Annotated in this window: 18 protein-coding genes and 1 pseudogene; 16 read left to right on the forward strand and 3 right to left on the reverse strand. The window is 65.0% G+C overall.

What is annotated here, in order from left to right:
• The 6 genes and pseudogenes from BUE39_RS24440 to BUE39_RS24460 form a co-directional block, all read left to right on the forward strand.
• The coding region (locus BUE39_RS24440) for a transposase (RefSeq protein ID WP_200799524.1) at window positions 1-195 on the forward strand (195 nt) is incomplete at its 5' end.
• 297 nt (window positions 196-492) lie between these two features.
• Window positions 493-786 (forward strand): annotated as a pseudogene (locus BUE39_RS24445) (serine hydrolase); the annotation flags it as partial.
• Window positions 787-915: 129 nt separating this feature from the next.
• On the forward strand, window positions 916-1,206 hold the full coding sequence (locus tag BUE39_RS24450; RefSeq protein WP_073431298.1) for an H-NS histone family protein: 291 nt from the start codon (window positions 916-918) through the stop codon (window positions 1,204-1,206).
• A 397-nt stretch (window positions 1,207-1,603) separates the two neighbouring features.
• On the forward strand, window positions 1,604-1,876 hold the full coding sequence (locus tag BUE39_RS34430; protein WP_143031931.1) for a hypothetical protein: 273 nt from the start codon (window positions 1,604-1,606) through the stop codon (window positions 1,874-1,876).
• Window positions 1,877-1,988: 112 nt separating this feature from the next.
• A complete protein-coding gene (locus tag BUE39_RS24455) occupies window positions 1,989-3,590 on the forward strand; it encodes a peptide chain release factor 3 (RefSeq protein WP_073431299.1) in 1,602 nt (533 codons plus the stop codon).
• A gap of 232 nt (window positions 3,591-3,822) precedes the next feature.
• Window positions 3,823-6,201, forward strand: a complete 2,379-nt coding sequence (locus tag BUE39_RS24460; RefSeq protein ID WP_073431300.1) for a GNAT family N-acetyltransferase — start codon at window positions 3,823-3,825, stop codon at window positions 6,199-6,201.
• A gap of 119 nt (window positions 6,202-6,320) precedes the next feature.
• On the opposite strand, the gene BUE39_RS24465 is transcribed toward BUE39_RS24460, so the two are convergent.
• Complete coding sequence (locus BUE39_RS24465) at window positions 6,321-6,866, reverse strand: hypothetical protein (RefSeq protein WP_073431301.1); 546 nt, start codon at window positions 6,864-6,866, stop codon at window positions 6,321-6,323.
• Window positions 6,867-6,992: 126 nt separating this feature from the next.
• Window positions 6,993-7,787 (reverse strand): IclR family transcriptional regulator, encoded by a 795-nt coding sequence (locus tag BUE39_RS24470; protein ID WP_073431302.1) that lies wholly within the window; start codon window positions 7,785-7,787, stop codon window positions 6,993-6,995.
• A 266-nt stretch (window positions 7,788-8,053) separates the two neighbouring features.
• Between BUE39_RS24470 and BUE39_RS24475 the strand changes: the two genes are divergently transcribed.
• From BUE39_RS24475 to BUE39_RS24515, 9 genes are all read left to right on the forward strand, one after another.
• Window positions 8,054-9,100 (forward strand): sugar ABC transporter substrate-binding protein, encoded by a 1,047-nt coding sequence (locus tag BUE39_RS24475; RefSeq protein ID WP_073431303.1) that lies wholly within the window; start codon window positions 8,054-8,056, stop codon window positions 9,098-9,100.
• A complete protein-coding gene (locus BUE39_RS24480; protein WP_073431304.1) occupies window positions 9,097-10,617 on the forward strand; it encodes a sugar ABC transporter ATP-binding protein in 1,521 nt (506 codons plus the stop codon). Before BUE39_RS24475 ends, BUE39_RS24480 begins: the two co-directional genes overlap by 4 nt.
• The gene (locus BUE39_RS24485) at window positions 10,607-11,656 is read left to right on the forward strand and encodes an ABC transporter permease (protein ID WP_073431305.1); all 1,050 of its coding nucleotides are present in this window, start codon (window positions 10,607-10,609) and stop codon (window positions 11,654-11,656) included. Before BUE39_RS24480 ends, BUE39_RS24485 begins: the two co-directional genes overlap by 11 nt.
• Before the next feature lie 31 nt (window positions 11,657-11,687).
• Entirely contained in the window at window positions 11,688-12,014 is a 327-nt protein-coding gene (locus BUE39_RS24490) for a UxaA family hydrolase (RefSeq protein WP_073431306.1), read from the forward strand.
• A gap of 42 nt (window positions 12,015-12,056) precedes the next feature.
• Entirely contained in the window at window positions 12,057-13,370 is a 1,314-nt protein-coding gene (locus tag BUE39_RS24495; protein ID WP_073431307.1) for a UxaA family hydrolase, read from the forward strand.
• A gap of 97 nt (window positions 13,371-13,467) precedes the next feature.
• Window positions 13,468-14,508 carry an aldo/keto reductase gene (locus BUE39_RS24500; RefSeq protein WP_073431308.1) on the forward strand — a complete coding sequence of 347 codons (1,041 nt, stop codon included), beginning with the start codon at window positions 13,468-13,470 and terminating at the stop codon, window positions 14,506-14,508.
• Window positions 14,509-14,515: 7 nt separating this feature from the next.
• Window positions 14,516-15,346 (forward strand): amidohydrolase family protein, encoded by an 831-nt coding sequence (locus BUE39_RS24505; protein ID WP_073431309.1) that lies wholly within the window; start codon window positions 14,516-14,518, stop codon window positions 15,344-15,346.
• Window positions 15,347-15,387: 41 nt separating this feature from the next.
• Complete coding sequence (locus BUE39_RS24510) at window positions 15,388-16,131, forward strand: SDR family oxidoreductase (RefSeq protein ID WP_073431310.1); 744 nt, start codon at window positions 15,388-15,390, stop codon at window positions 16,129-16,131.
• A gap of 59 nt (window positions 16,132-16,190) precedes the next feature.
• Window positions 16,191-17,039 (forward strand): ureidoglycolate lyase, encoded by an 849-nt coding sequence (locus tag BUE39_RS24515; protein ID WP_073431311.1) that lies wholly within the window; start codon window positions 16,191-16,193, stop codon window positions 17,037-17,039.
• A 25-nt stretch (window positions 17,040-17,064) separates the two neighbouring features.
• On the opposite strand, the gene BUE39_RS24520 is transcribed toward BUE39_RS24515, so the two are convergent.
• Window positions 17,065-17,499: a PaaI family thioesterase gene (locus BUE39_RS24520; RefSeq protein WP_073431312.1), complete on the reverse strand. Its 435-nt coding sequence runs from the start codon at window positions 17,497-17,499 to the stop codon at window positions 17,065-17,067.
• A gap of 274 nt (window positions 17,500-17,773) precedes the next feature.
• On the opposite strand from BUE39_RS24520, the gene BUE39_RS24525 reads away from it, so the two are divergent.
• A complete protein-coding gene (locus BUE39_RS24525; protein WP_073431351.1) occupies window positions 17,774-19,396 on the forward strand; it encodes a methyl-accepting chemotaxis protein in 1,623 nt (540 codons plus the stop codon).
• Window positions 19,397-19,462 lie beyond the last annotated feature (66 nt).

The raw sequence follows: 19,462 nt of genomic DNA on the forward strand, positions 1-19,462 counted from the left end.
GCCTCGAGCGTGGGCTACGCCATTTCGCAGCAAAAGCGCAAGTTGATCGAACAAGGCTTCGGGTGGGCCAAGACCGTGGGGCGCATGCGCCAGGTGGTGGTGCGCGGGTTGAAGAAAGTGGACCAGATGTTCGTGTTGAACATGGCTGCCTACAACCTCGTGCGCATGCGCTCACTGACACAAGTCCGTCTGTAGCAGCGAAAAACGCGGCAATGAAGCCAGAAATTGGCCTCAAACTGCCGAACAAGCGTGGAATTCACGTTGAAATTGCACAATGCGATAAACCTTGTGGCGAGAGCCGCGTAAGTGCAGAAAGGCTGCTTCTGTCGGACTGTATTTCAGCAGCCTGCTAGGCGCTCGCCACGGCGGGCCGCTGCGCAGACCGTCCGGGCGAACGACGGTTTCGGTGGAAACGATTCAGGACAATCATGCGACGAGCGGGATTTTCAGCGGCTCGGCTGACGGCGCTGACGAACGCCATTACCGCCGAGGCGCTCGAACTTTCTCACGCGCGAGCAGCGCCGCGTGCCGGCCTTCGGTCATGTGCTATGGACCGGCCAGGGGTTCGGGCTCGGCTTGTCGATCGTCGACGACCCTGCGCAGCAGTTGCCGCACGGCTATCGTTCGATGGGCTCGTTCGGCTGGCCGGGCGCGTTCGGCACGAGCTGGTTCGCCGATCCTGTGGAAGAGCTAATTGGTTTGATGCTGATTCAGCGCCGCGCGGTTGAACCGTTTCCAATGGCGGTCGATTTCGAACGCCGCGTGTACGATGCAATTGACGATTGAGTGCATTGGGTTCGTCAGGCCGGGCCAAGGTATCGAACGGCGGCAATGCGCGGTTCGCTATCCGGCACGTTTTTCGTCTGCTAGTGTGCGCACAGCATGCAGTTCGTCAAACCGATTGGAGCATCTGTCATGGCCTCGTACAAACAGTTGACTACCCAGCTCGAAAAGCTCCACAAGGAGGTAGCGGCAGCCCGCGAGAAGGAAATCGCGCAGGCGATTGCCGAGATCAAACAGAAGGTGGCTGAATACGACCTCACGGCCGAGGAACTGGGTTTCACGGTCAAGCGTGCGCCGGCGCGCAAACCGGCTCTGGCCGCCAAGTACCGCAATCCGAAAACCGGCGAGACGTGGAGCGGCCGCGGCCGCTCGCCGGCCTGGCTCGCCGGCAAGAATCGCGAGCGCTTTCTGATCGACGCCTGAAGCGCGGTACTGCATGGCGCTTTCGTTCTGAGGGCGCCCATTGTTCTGAAGTGAGGCCGCGAGCGGTTTTTTCCGCACCGCGAGCCGGGTCCCGAAAACGCTCACCTTTGGTTTGAAATCGCCTCGCGAGCCGCGCGTTTTTCGGAGCGGCTGACGCGGGGCTACTTTGCTTCGCGCGATCCCGGTTTTGTCGAACGATGCGGCTGGTGACTCGTTGGATGCTGCCGCTCGTCACCACGGCACGAAGCCCGGTGAAACCCGCGCGAGCCTTTGCCAGCGGGCGTTTCCAGGCTCCGCGAAAAATCGCATCGACGATAGTTCGATGACGTGCGCAGCGATTTCGCGAAGCTCGATCAACTCCCGGACTTCATGGTGATGGTGCGCGAGCGGACCGTCGATGCGTTCATCTTTTGCCTCGATTCGAGGTGCGCCGCCGCAAGTCCCGAAAACTCTCACCTTTGCCTTTGCCCGAGCGCGCCGAACCCTGTGCTCAGGTCAAACCGTATCGTTGACCGGTATGCTCGTGCTGGTCGCGTGCGCGCCAGCATTTCCCAACGCCTCTCCCCATGACGTGTATCATTCGTTCCCTGCGCTGTTCTGCGCCGGTGATTCCCGTATTGTCGAACGCTCGTTCGTGACCTTGTTCCGACGCAGCCGGGTTGCCATGTGACGCGGGTCTCCAACCCGGCTCCCGCAGTTCGGCGCCACCGCGCAACGCGAGGCAGAGCGGCCGCACCAGCAGCCGTTGACCGCCCGAACCCCTATCCGTGACCGCCAGCCCGATGTCAGTCTCCGAACTCAAACGCCGCCGCACGTTCGCGGTTATTTCCCACCCGGACGCGGGCAAAACCACGCTCACTGAAAAGCTGCTGCTGTTCTCGGGCGCGATCCAGATCGCCGGCACCGTGAAGGGCCGCAAGAGCAACCGCTACGCGACGTCCGACTGGATGGAGATCGAAAAGCAGCGCGGCATTTCCGTCGCCAGTTCGGTGATGCAGTTCGAGTACGGCGACGCCGTGATCAACCTGCTCGATACGCCGGGCCACGAAGACTTCTCCGAAGACACGTACCGCGTGCTCACGGCGGTCGACGCCGCCGTGATGGTGATCGACGGCGCGAACGGCGTGGAAGCGCAGACGCTGAAACTGCTGGAAGTGTGCCGCAGCCGCAAGACGCCGATCGTCACCTTCATCAACAAGCTCGACCGCGAAGTGCGCGAGCCGCTCGAACTGCTCGACGAAATCGAGCAGCATCTGGGCGTGGCCGCCGTGCCTTTCACCTGGCCGATCGGCATGGGCAAGGAATTCCAGGGCGTCTACGACATTCAGCGCGACCAGGTGCGCGTATTCCGCGCCGGCCAGGATACCGCCGGCGGCGCGGTCGAAACGCTGCAAGCGTTGAGCGACGAGGAAGGCGAACGCCGCTTCGGGCATAGCTGGATCAAGGCGAAGGACGAGATCGATCTGATCACGGGCGCCACGCCCGACTTCGATCGCGAGCAGTTCCTCGCCGGCCAGCAGTCGCCGGTGCTGTTCGGCTCGGCGATCAACAACTTCGGCGTGAAGGAAATTCTAGACGCGCTGGTCGACCTCGCGCCGCCGCCTTCGATGCGCATGACCGTGCAGCGTCCGGTGATGCCGGACGAGCCGAAGTTCACCGGCGTGGTGTTCAAGGTGCAGGCGAACATGGATCTGGCGCACCGCGACCGCGTGGCGTTCATCCGCGTGTGCTCGGGGCGTTTCGAGCGCGGCATGGCCGTCAAGGTGACGCGTTCGAACAAGACGTTCCGCGCCAACAACGTGGTGACGTTCCTGTCGCAGCGCCGCGAGACGGTGAGCGAGGCGTATCCGGGCGACATCATCGGTATCCCGAATCACGGCACGCTGAGTCTCGGCGATACGCTGACCGAAGGCGAGCAGTTGCAATTCGTCGGCTTGCCGTTCTTCGCGCCGGAAATTTTTCAGACCGTCGAAGTGGTCGACCCGATGCGCGCGAAGCAGCTCGGCGAAGCGCTCAAGCAACTCGGCGAGGAAGGCGCGATTCAGGTGTTTCGTCCCGAAGTGGGCGGCTTGATGATTCTCGGCGCGGTGGGTCAGTTGCAGTTCGAGGTGGTGTCGCATCGTCTGTCGACGGAATACAAGGTCGACGTGCGCATGGCGCCGGCGCGTTACCGGATGTCGCGCTGGGTGACCTCCGACGACCCGGCCGAACTGCGCCGTTTCACCGATTCATACGCGGCGCGGATCGCGCTCGATGCGTCCGATGCACCGACTTATCTCGCGTCGCACGTGTCGGAGATCGAAGTCGCGCAGAAGGCGTGGCCGAAAATCGTCTTCAACGAATTGCGCGAGCATTCGGGCGCGCCGTTCAAGAAGGCGATGTAGGTCGCGCTGGCCGTGCGCTTATCGGCGAACGGCATCGGGTGAAACAGAGAACCGCGTCGATCGACGCGGTTTTTTTACGCGCTGAGTTTGTCGCCAGCGCTTTCGGGCAACGACGTTGGCATCTCGCATGAGCCGCGGTTCGAGAAGCCCCCGCGCAAGCCGCCGACTTCGCCTATCCTGACGAAGACATGCGCCTGCCTCCGGCGCGCCACTCTCCATTCGCGGAGCGCCCGTGACCGTTCGCAATCTCGATGCCTTGTTCCGACCCAAATCCGTCGCCGTGATCGGCGCGTCCGAGCGGCCGGGCAGCACCGGCGCGATGGTGTGGTCGCGCGTGCTGGAAGGCGGCTTTGGCGGCCCGCTCTGGCCGGTCAACCCGAAGTACGAAACGCTCGGCGGCCACCCGGTTTTCGGCGACACCGGCGATCTGCCGCAAGCGCCCACCGTCGCGCTGATCTGCACGCCGCCCGATACGTGGCCCGGCATCATCCACAAGCTCGGCGGGCTCGGCACGCGCGCGGCGATCATCGTCGGCGAGGCGCGTTGCGATGCCGACCGGCTGCATCTGCGGCACGCGCTTTCGGCGGCGCGGCCGAATCTGCTGCGCATCGTCGGGCCGGGCAGCCTCGGCGTGGTGTCGCCGGCGCTGCGCGCGTATTTCGGCGCGCCTTCGTGCACGGTCAAGGCGGGCGGCGTCGCGTGGGTGTCGCAATCGAACGCGCTGACCAATGCCGTGCTCGGCTGGGCGCACGCGCGCGGGCTCGGTTTTTCGCATGCGGTGGCGCTCGGCGGCGAGGCCGATGTGGACGCTGGCGACGTGCTCGACTATCTGGCGAGCGACCCCGGCACGCGCGCGATTCTGCTCGAACTGGATACGGTGCGCGCGGCGCGCAAGTTCATGTCGGCGGCGCGCGCGGCGGCGCGCAACAAGCCGGTGCTGGCGTTGCGCTCGGGCCGCGCCGATCCCGCCGACGGCCTCTACACCGCCGCATTCCGTCGCGCGGGCATGGTGCGCGTCGACGCGCTCGACGATCTGCTCGACGAGATCGAGACGCTCGGCGTGGGCCGCGTCGCGGCCGGCGCCACGGCGACGCTGATCACGAGCGACCGCGGCCTTGCGACGCTCGCTTGCGACGCCTTCGCCGCCGCCGGCGACACGCTCGCCGCATGGCCCGCCGCCGCCGACGCGGCATTCGCCGAAGCGCTGCCGTACGCGGTGACAGGCAATCCGTTGCGACTCGGCGACGACGCGCGGCCCGAGCATTTCGGCACCGCGCTGAAGATACTCGCGGACCACCGCGGCGCGGGCACGGCGTTCGTCGTTCATGCGTCGACACATGGCGCGCCGGTCGGCGAGGTCGCGCAGGCGTTGATCGCGAATCAGCGCTTTGCGTATCGCGGCTTGCTGGCGTGTTTCTTCGGCGGCGTGGACGCGGCGACGCGCGACGCGCTGCATGCGCAGGGCATTCCGGTTCATACGACGCCACAGCGGCTCGCGCGCGCCTTCGCCCGTCTGGTCGACTACCGGATGGGCCGCGAGTTGCTGATGCAGACGCCGGAGGGACTGCCGGCGCGGATTCCCGAGGCGATCGACGCCGCTCAGGCGCAGGCGCGCGCGGCGCTTGCCGCGGGTGCGGATCGACTCGCCGGCGAGGCGGCGGCGCAGTTGCTCGAACGCTTCGGGCTGCGCGTGGAAGCGGCGGAAAGCGCGGCAGCAGCCGCGCCGAATTCCATTGTCGACATCACCGTCGAACTTCACGACGACGACAACTTCGGCCCGGTGTTCCGTTTTACGGCGCCGTCGGCCGACGGCGTGTCCGAGCCGCTGCGCGTGTACGGTTTGCCGCCGCTCAATCCGACACTCGCGCGGGACATCGTCACGCGCTCGCCTTATGCGCGGCTGGTTGCGCCCGAGCCGGTATTGGCCGCGCTCACCGCGCTGTCGCAGGCGGTGTGCGACGTCAAGGAAATCGTCGGCCTTGCGCTGACGCTGCGCGTATTCCGCGACCACGTGACGGTGCTTGCCCCGACGCTCAGCATCGCGTCGACGCGCAGCCGTCTCGCCATCGTGCCGTACCCGCGCCGCTTCGAGGAGACGTTGGAGTGGCAGGGCGTGCGCATGACGGTGCGCCCGATCCGCCCGGAAGACGAGGCCGCGCATCACGATTTCGTCGAGGCGATGACGCCCGAGGATTTGAGGCTGCGTTTTTTCGGCGCGGTGGGCAGCTTCGATCATTCGCAACTCGCGCGCATGACGCAGATCGACTACGACCGCGAAATGGCGCTCATCGCCACCGTGCAAACCGACGAGGGTTTCGCGCGGACGTTGGGCGTGGTGCGCGCGGTTGCCGATCCCGATAACGAAACCGCGGAGTTCGCGGTTGCAGTGCGCTCGGACCAGAAAGGCCGGCGCCTTGGACAATTGCTGATGGACCGCATCGTCAACTACGCAAGGGTGCGTGGCATCCATTGGCTGGTGGGCGAGGCGCTGCGGGAGAACACGCCGATGATCGCGTTGGCGAAAGCCAGTGGTTTCACCGTGACGCCGACGGAGGATCCGGGTGTGGTGGGCTTCAGGATGGCGTTGGATGAGCCCGGTTCGCAGCGGTAACCGGCGGCGCGGCGCGCTCTTGAGAGATGCTCAGCGCCGTGCCGCTTCTGGAACACGGCGATGACGCCGATACGACCGTCCGCGACGAATCTCGGACTGGTACGCGTGAACGCCTGAATTTACGCGGCGAGCTTCCCCGCCGCTTCCTCAACCTGCGTGCGCGTCACCGACAACTCTTCCAGCCACGCATCCGCATACACAGCGCCGGTCTCGCGTTCCAGGCGCGCGATCGTCGCCGCGCAACGGTTTGCGTCCTTCGGCGTCGCGATGAACGACTTCACCGATTCACCCGCCTTGAACGCATCGAACAGCGGCACGCGAATCTCGTCCGGCAGCGCACGCGTCGTCCACTGGTACGGCTTGCCGTTGAACGTGAACGACGGCGGCAGCACGCGCTCTTTCCTGGCCGCCGGAATCAGGCCGTAAGTGCGCGCGGCGTCGCCGATCTGCTCGGCTGAAAACAGCTCGTCCGGGCTGATGTCGAATTGCTGAATGAAGGTTTCGATGCTTTGCATCGCCGCCGCGCGGTCGTCGCGGCGCTTTTGCGCATGAGCGACGATGTCGCGCAGTTCGTCGGCTTCTTCAGGCGTGATCGTGAAGCTCGACTGCTTCTGCTGGAGTTCGGAAAAACGCTGGAATTCGGAATCGGTCAGAAGTTTCGCCATTGCTTATCGATGAGCGCGCATGAGGGACCCCATGCGGCGTGATTTTTGAGGGGTCGCCATTCTAAACCATGCGCGACTGCACGCGATGTTCAACGGCCTGCCGTGCGTATGCCGCGTGCGCGAGCATCACGCCAGACGGACACTCTCCCGAAACATCGACAGCGCCTGCACCGTCTCGCGCAGCAGCGCGGTCGCGACTTCGAGCGTCGGCGCGACGTATTCGTCGATGCGCCGCAGATACGGGCAGGTCAGCGCCGCGATCGCCTGGCCGGACGGTCCCTGGATCGGAAACGTGAGATCGGTCACGCCGAAGATCTGCTGGCTGTCCTTCTGCGAAAAACCCGCCGCGCGAATCCGCTCGCACGCCTCTTCCAACGCCTCACGGTCGATCGTGACCTCGCCCTTCACCTTGGTGTGTTCGGCGAGCATCTGTTCGCGTTGCTCGATGCTTTGAAACGCGAGCATCACACGGCCCGAGCCGGTGTCGATCAGGCCGACCCGCGAACCGAGCCGCACCGACATGCCCCACGTGCCCGGTCCATCCACTTGCGCGATCACCAGCAGATTGCCGCGGTCGTACACGACGAGATGACATGACTGCTCGGCGGCATCGGCAAAGCGCAGCATCAGCGGCAGCGCTTCGGAGATGAGCCGGTTCATCGGCGGATGACGATGCGCGAGCGCGTACAGCTTCAGGCTGAGCGAATAGCGGTCGCCCGCCGCCGAGCGCACGACATACTGCCGCGCGACCAGCCGTTCGAGCATCCGATACATCTCGCTCGCGTTGCGTCCGAGCAGCTTGGTGATCTCGGCGCGCGTGAGCCCCTCTTTCTGCTCGGCGAGCAGTTCGAGGATGTCGAGACCCTTATCGAGCGCGGGGGCGCGATAACGGTCGGCGTCGTCTTTGTCTTCTACGTCCATCGTGAGCGAGTTCTCGTGTCGTTTTCGCATTATCTGGCGCGAGAGGGTCGGTGCGTACTGAATCTTGTGCGATGCAGCGCTTGTCCAGGGAAAATACGGACGATTGGTGCAGTGCACTTCGCTTGACTTGGGAAAGTTCGTATATGAATAATACGTTCATTGGTGAATGAGCGCACGCCAATACTTCATAAAAGCGCAGGACGCAGTGCCGGCCATCCTCGGCCGGATCACGCAGTTCAACAACGCATATAGGACAGGAGACAACCATGTCGTTTGTGAAAAGGCCGCTCGCGGCCCGTCGTTCATTCAGGAGTTCGCTCTTCACCGTGGCGGCGGCCTGCGTCGCCAGCTTCGGCTTCACCGGCGCTGCGCAAGCCGCCGAGACCGGCAAAATCGGTCTCGATCTGCCGCTGCTGACCTCGCCGTTCTGGCAGTCGTACAACACCTATTTGCCCAAGTACGCGAAAGACATGGGGCTCGACATCCTCGCGCCCGTCAATTCGAACGGCGATCCCGTGCAGCAGATCACCGACATGAACAACCTGTTGAACCTCGGTTCGAAGGGCATCGTGGTCGGCCCGCTGGATTCGGCGGCGATCAGCCGCGCGCTCGATTCCGCCGCGGCCAGGAATGTGCCCGTCGTCGCCGTGGACGTCGCGCCGACGCAAGGCAAGGTCGCGATGGTGGTGCGCGCGGACAATCGCGCGTACGGCGAGAAAGCGTGCAAGTACATCGGCGAACACGTGAAGTCGGGCAAGGTCGTGCAGATCATGGGCGACCTCGCATCGGTGAACGGGCGTGACCGCTCGGAAGCATTCCGCTCCTGTGTGAAAGGCTATCCCGGCTTGACGCTGCTGGAAATTCCGGCGAGCTGGAAGGGCGACGTCGCGGCCACCGCGCTCGACAGTCTGCTTACCGCCAATCCCGACGTGAAGGGCATCTACATGCAGGCGGGCGGCGTTTATCTGTCGCCCACCCTGCAAACGCTGCGGCGCAAGCAGATGCTATTTCCCGCCGGCGACGCGAAGCACGTCGTGATCGTCAGCAACGACGGCATTCCCCAGGAGTTCGACGCGATTCGCCGCGGCGACATCGACGCAACGGTTTCGCAGCCGGCCGATTCGTATGCGAAATACGGCCTCTTCTACATCAAGGCCGCGTTGGCCGGACAAACCTTCAAGCCGGGCCCGACCGATCACGGCAGCAACATCATCCAGCTGGCGCCGGGCATTCTCGAAGATCAATTGCCCGCGCCGCTCGTCACGAAGTCGAATGTCGACGACAAGGCGTTGTGGGGCAACACGGTCAAATGAACGCGCCGACGCCCTCCGTGCCGGTCGTCGAAGCGTTCGAAGTCACCAAACGCTTCGGCTCCACGCCCGCGCTGAAAGACGTGAGCATCCGCGTGATGCCCGGCGAGTCGCATGCGCTCGTCGGGCGCAACGGGGCCGGCAAATCGACGCTGGTGTCGATCCTCACCGGCCTGCGCAAGCCCGATACCGGCGAGGTGCGTTTCAGCGGCGCGGCCGCGCCGTCGATCGCGGATCGCGACGCGTGGCGCGAGCGCGTCGCCTGCGTTTATCAGCATTCGACGATCATCCGCGATCTGAGCGTCGCGGAAAACCTGTTCATCAACCGGCAGCCGTCGCGCGGCGGCGTGATCGACTGGCAAGCGATGCGCCGCGACGCGCGCAAGCTGCTCGACCACTGGAAGATCGACGTGCGCGAGGACGCGCGCGCCGGCGATCTGACGGTGGAAGCGCGGCAACTCGTGGAAATCGCGCGGGCGCTGTCGTACGGCGCGCGCTTCATCATTCTCGACGAACCCACCGCGCAGCTCGACGGCGACGAGATCAAGCGCCTGTTCCGGCGCATCAGCGAGTTGCAGCGCGAAGGCGTGACCTTCCTGTTCATCTCGCACCATCTGCAAGAGGTCTATGAGATTTGCCAGGCGGTGACGGTGCTGCGCGACGCGCGGCATATCGTCAGCGCGCCGGTTTCCGCGTTGCCGCGTGAGCAGTTGATCGAAGCGATGACCGGCGAACGCGGCGGCCTCGCGGTCGCCGACGCGGCGGCGCGCGACGCGTTGCCCGCCGATACGGCCGTCGCGCTGGAAGTGAAGGAGTTGGCCGGTTCCGACTACGAAGACGTGTCGTTCACGGTCAAGCGCGGCGAAGTGGTCGGCCTGACCGGCGCAACGAGCAGCGGCCGCACGAGCGTGGCCGAAGCGATTGCCGGTTTGCGCGCCGCGAAGCGCGGCACGATCAGCGTGGACGGCGCAAGCCTGCCGCCCGGCGACGTGCCTGCGGCATTGGCGCGCGGCATCGGCTGCGTGCCGAAGGACCGTCATCACGAAGGCCTGGTGCTGACGCAATCGGTGGCGGAAAACGCGTCCATGACGATCGCGCGCATGCTCGGCAAATTCGGCATCGCGCCGCCCGCGAAGAAGAACGCCTTCGGCCAGAAGATGATCGACGCGCTCGGCATCGTCGCGCAAGGCCCCGAGCATGTCGTATCCGGGCTGTCGGGCGGCAATCAGCAGAAGGTGGTGATGGCGCGCGCGCTAGCCACCGACCCGAACGTGCTCGTGCTGATCGACCCCACCGCGGGCGTCGACGTGAAATCGAAAGAAGCGTTGCTCTCCGTCGTGGACCGCGTGCGCGAGGAAGGCAAGGCCGTGCTGGTCGTATCCGGCGAACTCGACGATCTGCGCACCTGTGACCGTGTGCTGGTCATGTTCCGTGGCCGTGTCGCGGCCGAATTTCCCGCCGGTTGGCAGGACCACGATCTGATCGCATCCGTTGAAGGAGTCAGTCTCCATGAAGAATAGTGTGCCCAGTCCCGCGTTCGCCGCGGCTCCCGGCCAAACGCAGCCGGCCATGAAAGCGACGCGCGGCAAGCGCGCCCGCAGCGAATTGGCGCGCTTGCGCGAGCTGGCGTTGCTGCCCGCGCTTGCCTTGCTGATCGTGATCGGCGCGTTCGTCAGTCCGAGTTTTTTGACCAGGGCGAATCTGATCAGCGTGCTGGGCGCCTCGGCGGCTCTCGCGCTGGTCGTGCTCGCCGAATCGCTGATCGTGCTGACCGGCAAGTTCGATTTGTCGCTCGAATCGACCGTCGGCATCGCGCCCGCTGTCGGCGCGATGCTGGTGATGCCGGCAATGTCCGCGGGATTCGGCACGCAATGGCCCGCGGCGGCCGGCCTGCTCGCGATCCTCGCTGTCGGCGCCGTGATCGGCTTCATCAACGGCTTTCTGGTGGTGCGTTTGCGGCTGAATGCGTTCATCGTCACGCTGGCCATGCTGATCGTGCTGCGCGGCATGCTGGTGGGCGCGACCAAGGGCGGCACGCTGTTCGACATGCCGCCGTCGTTCTTCTCGCTCGCCACCACGATCGTGCTCGGCCTGCCTCTGTCGGTATGGCTCGCGGCGGTGGCGTTCGCGATCGCGGCGTTCATGTTGCGCTATCACCGCCTCGGCCGCGCGTTGTACGCGATCGGCGGCAATCCGGAAGCGGCGCGCGCGGCGGGCATTCGCGTCGAGCGCATCACGTGGGGCGTGTTCGTGCTCGGCAGCATGCTCGCGGCGGTGGGCGGTTTGATCGTGACCGGCTATGTCGGCGCGATCAACGCGAACCAGGGCAACGGCATGATTTTCACGGTGTTCGCGGCGGCGGTGATCGGCGGTATTTCGCTCGACGGCGGCAAGGGCTCGATGCTCGGCGCGCTTTCCGGCGTGCTGCTGCTCGGCGTCGTGCAGAACCTGCTGACGCTCGCCCAGGTGCCGTCGTTCTGGATTCAGGCGATTTACGGCGCGATCATCCTCGGCTCGCTGATGGTGGCGCGGCTTGCCAGCGGCGAAGGCCAGAACTAATTCGAAAGACGATGCCTGACGGAGAACTCACTTGACCAGCCGCCCATTGCAAACCGATCCACGCCTGATCCTGCTCAGTCCCGCCGATAACTGCCTGATCGCGGCGGCGCGTCTCGATGCGGGCACGCAAGTGGAGATCGAAGGCGCGCTCGTAACGCTCGCGAAAACCATCGAGCTCGGTCACAAGGTGGCGCGCCGCGAGCTCGCGAAAGACGACAAGGTGCTGCGCTACGGCGCGGTCATCGGCCACGTGACCGAAGCGGTCGCGCCCGGCGCGCATCTGCATACGCACAACCTCGAAAGCGATTACCTGCCGACTTACACGCACGACGCGGGACACGAGTTCGTACATCACTGACTTGCGCTCAATGACGCGGCCTTGCGCCGCGCTGGAACGATCATGACTGACACTTCCGTAGCATCTGTCGCCGCACAGCAGCCCATGCTGCAAGGCTATCCGCGCCGGGACGGCCGCAAGGGCATCCGCAATGTGGTCGCGGTGGCGTATCTGGTGGAGTGCGCGCACCACGTCGCGCGCGAGATCGTCACGCAGTTTCGCGAGCCGTTCGACGCATTCGACGACGCTTCGGCCGAGCGCGAACCGCCGGTGCATCTGATCGGCTTTCCCGGCTGCTATCCGAACAGCTACGCCGAAAAGATGCTGGAGCGGCTTGCCACGCATCCGAACGTGGGCGCGGTGTTGTTCGTGTCGCTCGGTTGCGAGAGCATGAACAAGCATTACCTCGTGGACGTGGTGCGCGCGAGCGGCCGTCCCGTCGAGGTGCTGACGATCCAGGAAAAGGGCGGCACGCGCAGCACGATTCAATACGGCGTCGACTGGATTCGTGACGCGCGCAAGCAACTCGCCGCGCAACGAAAAGTGCCGATGGCGCTCTCCGAACTGGTGGTCGGCACCATCTGCGGCGGCTCGGACGGCACCAGCGGCATCACGGCGAACCCGGCGGTGGGCCGGGCGTTCGATCATCTGATCGACGCGGGCGCGACCTGCCTCTTCGAGGAAACCGGCGAGCTGGTGGGCTGCGAGTTTCATATGAAAACGCGCGCGGCACGGCCCGACCTTGGTGACGCCATCGTTGCGTGCGTCGCGAAGGCCGCGCGCTACTACTCGATTCTCGGGCACGGCAGTTTCGCGGTCGGCAATGCGGACGGCGGCCTCACCACCCAGGAAGAAAAGTCGTTGGGCGCGTATGCGAAGAGCGGCGCGTCGCCGATTGTCGGCATCATCAAACCCGGCGATATTCCGCCGACCGGCGGCCTCTATCTGCTCGACGTAGTGCCCGACGGCGAGCCGCGCTTCGGCTTTCCGAACATCAGCGACAACGCGGAGATCGGCGAACTGATCGCCTGCGGCGCGCATGTCATTCTGTTCACGACCGGACGCGGCTCGGTGGTCGGCTCGGCGATTTCGCCGGTCATCAAGGTGTGCGCGAATCCGGCGACGTACCGCAACCTCGCCGGCGACATGGACGTCGACGCGGGCCGTATTCTCGAAGGCCGCGGCACGCTCGACGAGGTTGGCCGCGAGGTGTTCGAGCAAACGGTGGCGGTGTCGCTCGGCGCGGCGTCGAAATCGGAAACGCTTGGTCATCAGGAATTCATCCTGACGTACAAGACTTTTGAACCGGTCGGGCCGGCGTGCCTGCCGTCGAGCGCCGCGGCGCCGCATCGCGTGGTTGCGATCGAGCCGCATTGAGCGGCCGGACCGCGGTCCCTCCGCAGGCGGTTCGCACGCGCGGCGGGCATATTTGGCTCGCGCGTGCTAAAACACGGTGAAACAGGAGACAGCTTCAATGACGGCAGCGATCGGTTCGAAGGTCGGGCGGCGGCGCGGCGTTGCCCGCACCGCCTTGCAAGTGACAGGATTGGGACTCGGCACGGCGCCCCTGGGCGGCCTCTATCGCGACCTGTCCGACGAGGAAGCGCACGCGACCGTCGCCGCCGCGTGGGACGCCGGCGTGCGTTACTTCGATACCGCGCCGCATTACGGCAACACCAAGGCCGAGCATCGGCTGGGCGACGCGTTGCGCCGCTATCCGCGCGGCGACTATGTGCTGTCCACCAAGGTGGGCCGCCGCTTCGTGCCGCGCACCACGCCTTACGAGGGCAAGGAAGGCTGGCAAAACCCGCTACCCTTCGAGGCGATCTACGACTACACGCACGACGGCATTCTGCGTTCGTTCGAGGACAGCCAGCAGCGCCTCGGCATCGTCGATATCGACATTCTGCTGGTGCACGATATCGGCCGGGCCACGCACGGCGACGAGAACCCCCATTACTGGCGGCAACTGACCGAAGGCGGCGGCTTCCGCGCATTGGACGAGCTGCGCTCGGCGGGCGCGATCAAGGCCGTCGGTCTCGGCGTGAATGAAGGCGCGGTAATTCTGGAAGCGATGGCCGAGTTCGATATCGATTGCGCGTTGCTTGCAGGCCGGTATACGCTCCTCGAGCAGACCACGCTCGACGATCTCTTGCCGGCCTGCGAGAAGCGCGGCGTCAGCATCCTGTTAGGCGGCGCGTTCAACTCGGGCATTCTGGCGCGCGGCGTCGAGGGCGATCTGAAATTCAACTACGGCGATGCGCCGCGCGAGGTGATCGAGCGCGTCGCACGGCTGCAAGCGGTGTGCCGCGAACACGGCGTGCCGCTCGCCGCCGCCGCCTTGCAGTTTCCGTATGCGCATCCGGCGGTCGCCACCGTGCTGACCGGCGCGCGCAGTGCCGACGAATTGCGCGAGAACGCCGCGTCGTTCGAGCAGCCGATCCCCGCGGAATTGTGGTCCGCGTTGCGCGACCAGGGCTTGCTCGACCACCGCGCGCCCGCGCCAGAGGATTGATCCGACGATGCATATCGATGCCCACCAGCACTACTGGGACCCCGCCCGCGGCGACTACGAGTGGCTCACGCCGGAACTGCAGATTCTTTACCGGACGTTCGGCCCAACGGATCTCAAACCATTGCGCGAAAGGGTGGGCATCGAGCGAACGGTGGTCGTGCAGGCGGCGCCGACCATCGACGAGACGCGTTATCTGCTGGACATGGCGCGCAACGAACCGTCGATCGCCGGCGTGGTGGGCTGGGTGCCGTTGCTCTTGCCGACCGCGCCGGCCGTCATCGACGCCTTCGCGCATGAGCCGAAGTTCAAGGGCGTGCGGCCGATGCTGCAGGACTTGCCGGACGACACGTGGATCGCCAATCCCGACCTCGCGCCGGCGATCGAAGCGCTGATCGCGCACGACCTCGCATTCGACGCGCTGATTTACGCGCGCCACGTCGAGCCGATCGAAGCCTTCGCGGCGCGCTTTCCGGCGCTGCGCATCGTGGTCGATCACGGCGCCAAGCCGCCGATCCGCTACGGCCGCGCCGCTTGGCAAGCATGGGCCGACGCGATCACGCGGCTCGCAAGGCTGCCGCAGGTGCATTGCAAGCTGTCGGGCCTCGCCACCGAAGCCTCGCCCGGCTGGACCGAGGAAACGCTGCAACCATATGTCGAGCATCTGCTCGCCGCGTTCGGTCCGGCGCGTTTGATGTGGGGCAGCGACTGGCCCGTGCTCGATCTGAACGGCGACTATCTGCTGTGGCACTCGGTGGCGAATACCTTGCTCGCGTCCTTGAGCGACGCCGAGCGTGAAGCGGTTTTCGGCGGCAACGCCGCCGCGTTTTATCGGCTTTGAGCATACGAAGACACAAGAAGCCCATTCAACTGGAGTCGTAGATGACACAAAGACTGGCCGGCAAGACGGCCCTGATTACCGCAGCGGGACAAGGCATCGGTCTCGCCACCGCGGAACTGTTCGCGCGCGAAGGCGCGCGCGTGATCGCCACCGATATCCGCATCGACGGACTCGCCGGCAAGCCGGTCGAAGCGCGCAAGCTCGACGTGCGCGACGACGCGGCGATCAAGGCGCTGGCCGCGGAAGTCGGCGCGATCGACGTGCTGTTCAACTGCGCGGGCTTCGTGCACGCCGGCACGATTCTCGAATGCACGGACGAAGACTGGGATTTCGCCTTCGATCTGAATGCGAAGGCGATGTACCGCATGATCCGCGCGTTCCTGCCGGCGATGCTGGAAAAGGGCGGCGGCTCGATCATCAATATGTCGTCGGCGGCGTCGAGCGTGAAGGGCGTGCCGAACCGCTTCGTGTACAGCGCGTCGAAAGCGGCCGTGCTCGGCTTGACGAAGTCCGTCGCGGCGGATTTCATCACGCGTGGTGTACGCTGTAACGCGATCTGCCCCGGCACGGTGGCTTCGCCGTCGCTCGAACAGCGGATCGCCGAGCAGGCCGCGGCGCAGGGCGCGACGATCGAGGCGGTGCAAGCCGCCTTTGTCGCGCGCCAGCCGATGGGCCGAATCGGCAAGCCCGAGGAGATCGCCGCGCTGGCGCTGTATCTCGCGTCCGACGAATCGTCGTTCACCACGGGTCACGCGCATGTGATCGACGGCGGCTGGTCGAACTGACCCGCACCGGCACCGAGATTCGAACGACTATCACTGAACGTATAAAGGGAAGTGCACCGATGAAACTGCTTCGTTATGGGCCGAAGGGCCAGGAAAAGCCGGGCTTGCTCGACGCGCAAGGCAAGCTCCGCGATCTGTCGAACGTGGTCGCCGATATCGACGGCGCCGCGCTGACCGACGCGGGCCTCGCCAAGCTGCGCGCGCTCGATCCGGCTTCGTTGCCGCTGGTGGAGGGCAATCCGCGCATGGGCCCGTGTGTCGGCAAGATCGGCAAGTTCATCTGCATCGGCTTGAACTACGCGGACCATGCCGCCGAATCGAATCTGCCGGTGCCGCCCGAACCGGTGATTTTCAACAAGTGGACGAGCGCGATTTCCGGCCCGAACGACGACATCGAAATTCCGCGCGGCTCGAAGAAAACCGATTGGGAAGTGGAACTGGGCGTGGTGATCGGCAAGCCGGCGAAATACGTCGACGAAGCCAACGCGCTCGATTACGTGGCGGGTTACTGCGTGATCAACGACGTGTCGGAACGCGAATGGCAGATCGAGCGCGGCGGCACGTGGGACAAGGGCAAGGGCTTCGACACCTTCGGCCCGATCGGCCCGTGGATGGTCACGCGCGACGAAGTCGCCGATCCGCAGAACCTGAGCCTGTGGCTCGAAGTGGACGGCCACCGCTATCAGAACGGCAACACCAGGACGATGGTGTTCGGCGTCGCCAAGCTCGTGTCGTATGTGTCGCAGTGCATGAGCCTGCAACCGGGCGACGTGATTTCGACCGGCACGCCGCCGGGCGTCGGCATGGGCGTGAAGCCGGATGCGGTGTATCTGAAGCCGGGGCAGACAGTGCGCCTGGGTATCGAAGGATTGGGCGAGCAGACGCAGCGCACTTACGCGGCGGAGTAAGCCGGCAGCCGGCGCGTGGATTTTTTCAACCCGCCGGCTCGTGCTCGCCGCTGTCGCTGATCCGGTTGACCGTGCCTTGCGCCACGGCGATCAACTTTTCACGGTCGCCTTCCATCACATAGACGTTGCACTGGCAGGTCGCCTGATAGCGGCCTGCGTAGACCACCTTCGCCCGCGCGATCAGCGTGCCGTTCATTGCCGGCCGCAAATAGTTGATCTTGAATTCGCCGGTCACCACCTTCGGCCCTAGCGACAACGCCCCGGCGAACGTCAGCGCGTTATCGGCGAGGTAGCTGATGACGCCGCCATGCACGAAGCCATGCTGCTGCCGCAAGTCGTCGCGGATCGGCAGGCACAACGTCAGTTCGCTGGTGCCCGTGTGCATCAGGTCAGCGCCCAGCAGCATGCTGAACGGCTGGGCATGCAGTGCGCCGCGCGCCCGGTCGAGTAGGTCGGTCATCGTGATTCCTTCGGTGAACCCCGCGGTGGTGGCGGTACTTGCAGTGGCCTGCGTCATGCAGTTCCCTACCCACTCTAGGAAGCGCCGACGCACCGCGTCAAGCTGAATCGGAAATATGTGCTCGACACGCGTGTGCCAAGTGACGCGAATTTCGAAGTTAGCCGAGGTAAGGAGGATGTAAGGCGATTTTTGACGACATTGGCCTTAAGCAAGGCGTTGCTGTGCCGTTAACCCTGACGTAGCTCCCGTTATTCTCTGCTTTCAGGTGTTCTCGATGTTCAGCAAGATCAAGGTCGCCTCCGGCCTGTTGTGTGTTCTGGCCGCGTTCTGCGTATTCCAGCTTGTTACCGTGGGTTTGGGTTTCTGGTCGCTTACCCGCTCCCATGACGACGTCGGCGACCTGTCGAACATCGCGTTGAAGCAGGTGGACGCGGTCAATGAAACGACCCAGCATTTGATGGACGCGCGGATCAACCTCTCGCGCGCCGGTACGCGCATGGTGCGCGGCGGCGCCGAGCCGACCGACATCGTCCAGCATGCCCGCGAACAGCTCGCGGCCGCCGATCAGTCGTTCGGTGCGTTCATGAACGCGCGCAAGACCAGCGGTGAAAACAGCACTCGCGCCACCGCGCTCGCCGATCGCTATAAAAAGCTGCATGACGCGCTGGCCGAACTCGTGCAGTTTCTCGATGCGAACAATATTCAGGCTTTCCTCGATCAGCCGACCCAGTCGTTCCAGGACGCGTATCTCGTCGAACTGCGCAACTTCGTGCAATTCGGCGACGCGGCGAGTCGTGCGTCGCTCGATTCGATCGACGCACGCATGGAGATGTTCCGCGGCGTGAGCCTCGTTATCCTGCTGCTGCTGGTGGTCGGCACGGCTGCGGTGTACGCGGCGCTGCGGCGCGGCGTGGTGGCGCCGCTGGAGGAAGCCGGCCGTCACTTCGAGCGCATCGCGCAAGGACGACTCGACCAGCCGATCGCCGCGCGTGGCACCAATGAAATCGGCCGTCTGTTCTCGGGCCTCGCGAGAATGCAGGCGAGCGTCGCGCGCACCGTGCAAACCGTGCGCGAATCCGCCGACTCGATTCACCTGGGCGCCGACGAAATCGCGACCGGCAACGCGGATCTGTCCGCGCGCACCGAAAACCAGGCGGCGTCGCTCGAGGAAACCGCGTCGAGCATGGAAGAGTTGACCGCCACCGTGCGCCAGAACGCGGAGCACGCCCGCGAGGCCAATGCGCTCGCCTCGACCGCGCTCCAGGCGACCTCGCGCGGCAGCGAAGTGGTCAACGAGGTGGTCGACAAGATGCGCGGCATCGCGCAAAGCTCCGACAAGATCGCCGAGATCATTTCGGTGATCGACGGCATTGCGTTCCAGACCAATATTCTTGCGTTGAACGCGGCGGTGGAAGCGGCGCGCGCCGGTGAGCAGGGGCGCGGCTTCGCCGTGGTGGCCGGCGAGGTGCGCGGGCTGGCCCAGCGCAGCGCGCAGTCGGCGAAGGAGATCAAGACGCTGATCAGCGAATCGGTCGCCGAGATTCAGGGCGGCTCGGCGCTCGTCGAGCATGCCGGCGAAGCGATGAGCAACGTGTCGGCATCCATCTCCCGTGTCACGCAGATGATGGCGGAAATCAGCGCGTCGTCGCTCGAGCAAAGCACGGGCATCGAGCAGGTGAACCAGGCGGTGGTGCAGATGGATGAGATGACGCAGCAGAACGCGGCGCTCGTCGAAGAGGCGGCAGCAGCGGCAGCTTCGCTGCATCAGCAGACGCAGGAATTGAAAAAGGCGGTTGCCGTGTTCGAAATTTCTGAATCTGTGTTGCGCACGCAACAAATCGAGGGACCGCGCGGACAGACGGCGGGGTTCGAGTTGGCCGGAATGTGCGCAATTTAACCGCGCAGGCGCTCAAAAAGAAGGCAATGAACCAAAGAAAATGGCCCGCGTTCGCGGGCCATTTTG

It is taken from the genome of Paraburkholderia terricola, from assembly GCF_900142195.1.
GTDB classification, from domain to species: Bacteria; Pseudomonadota; Gammaproteobacteria; order Burkholderiales; family Burkholderiaceae; genus Paraburkholderia; species Paraburkholderia terricola.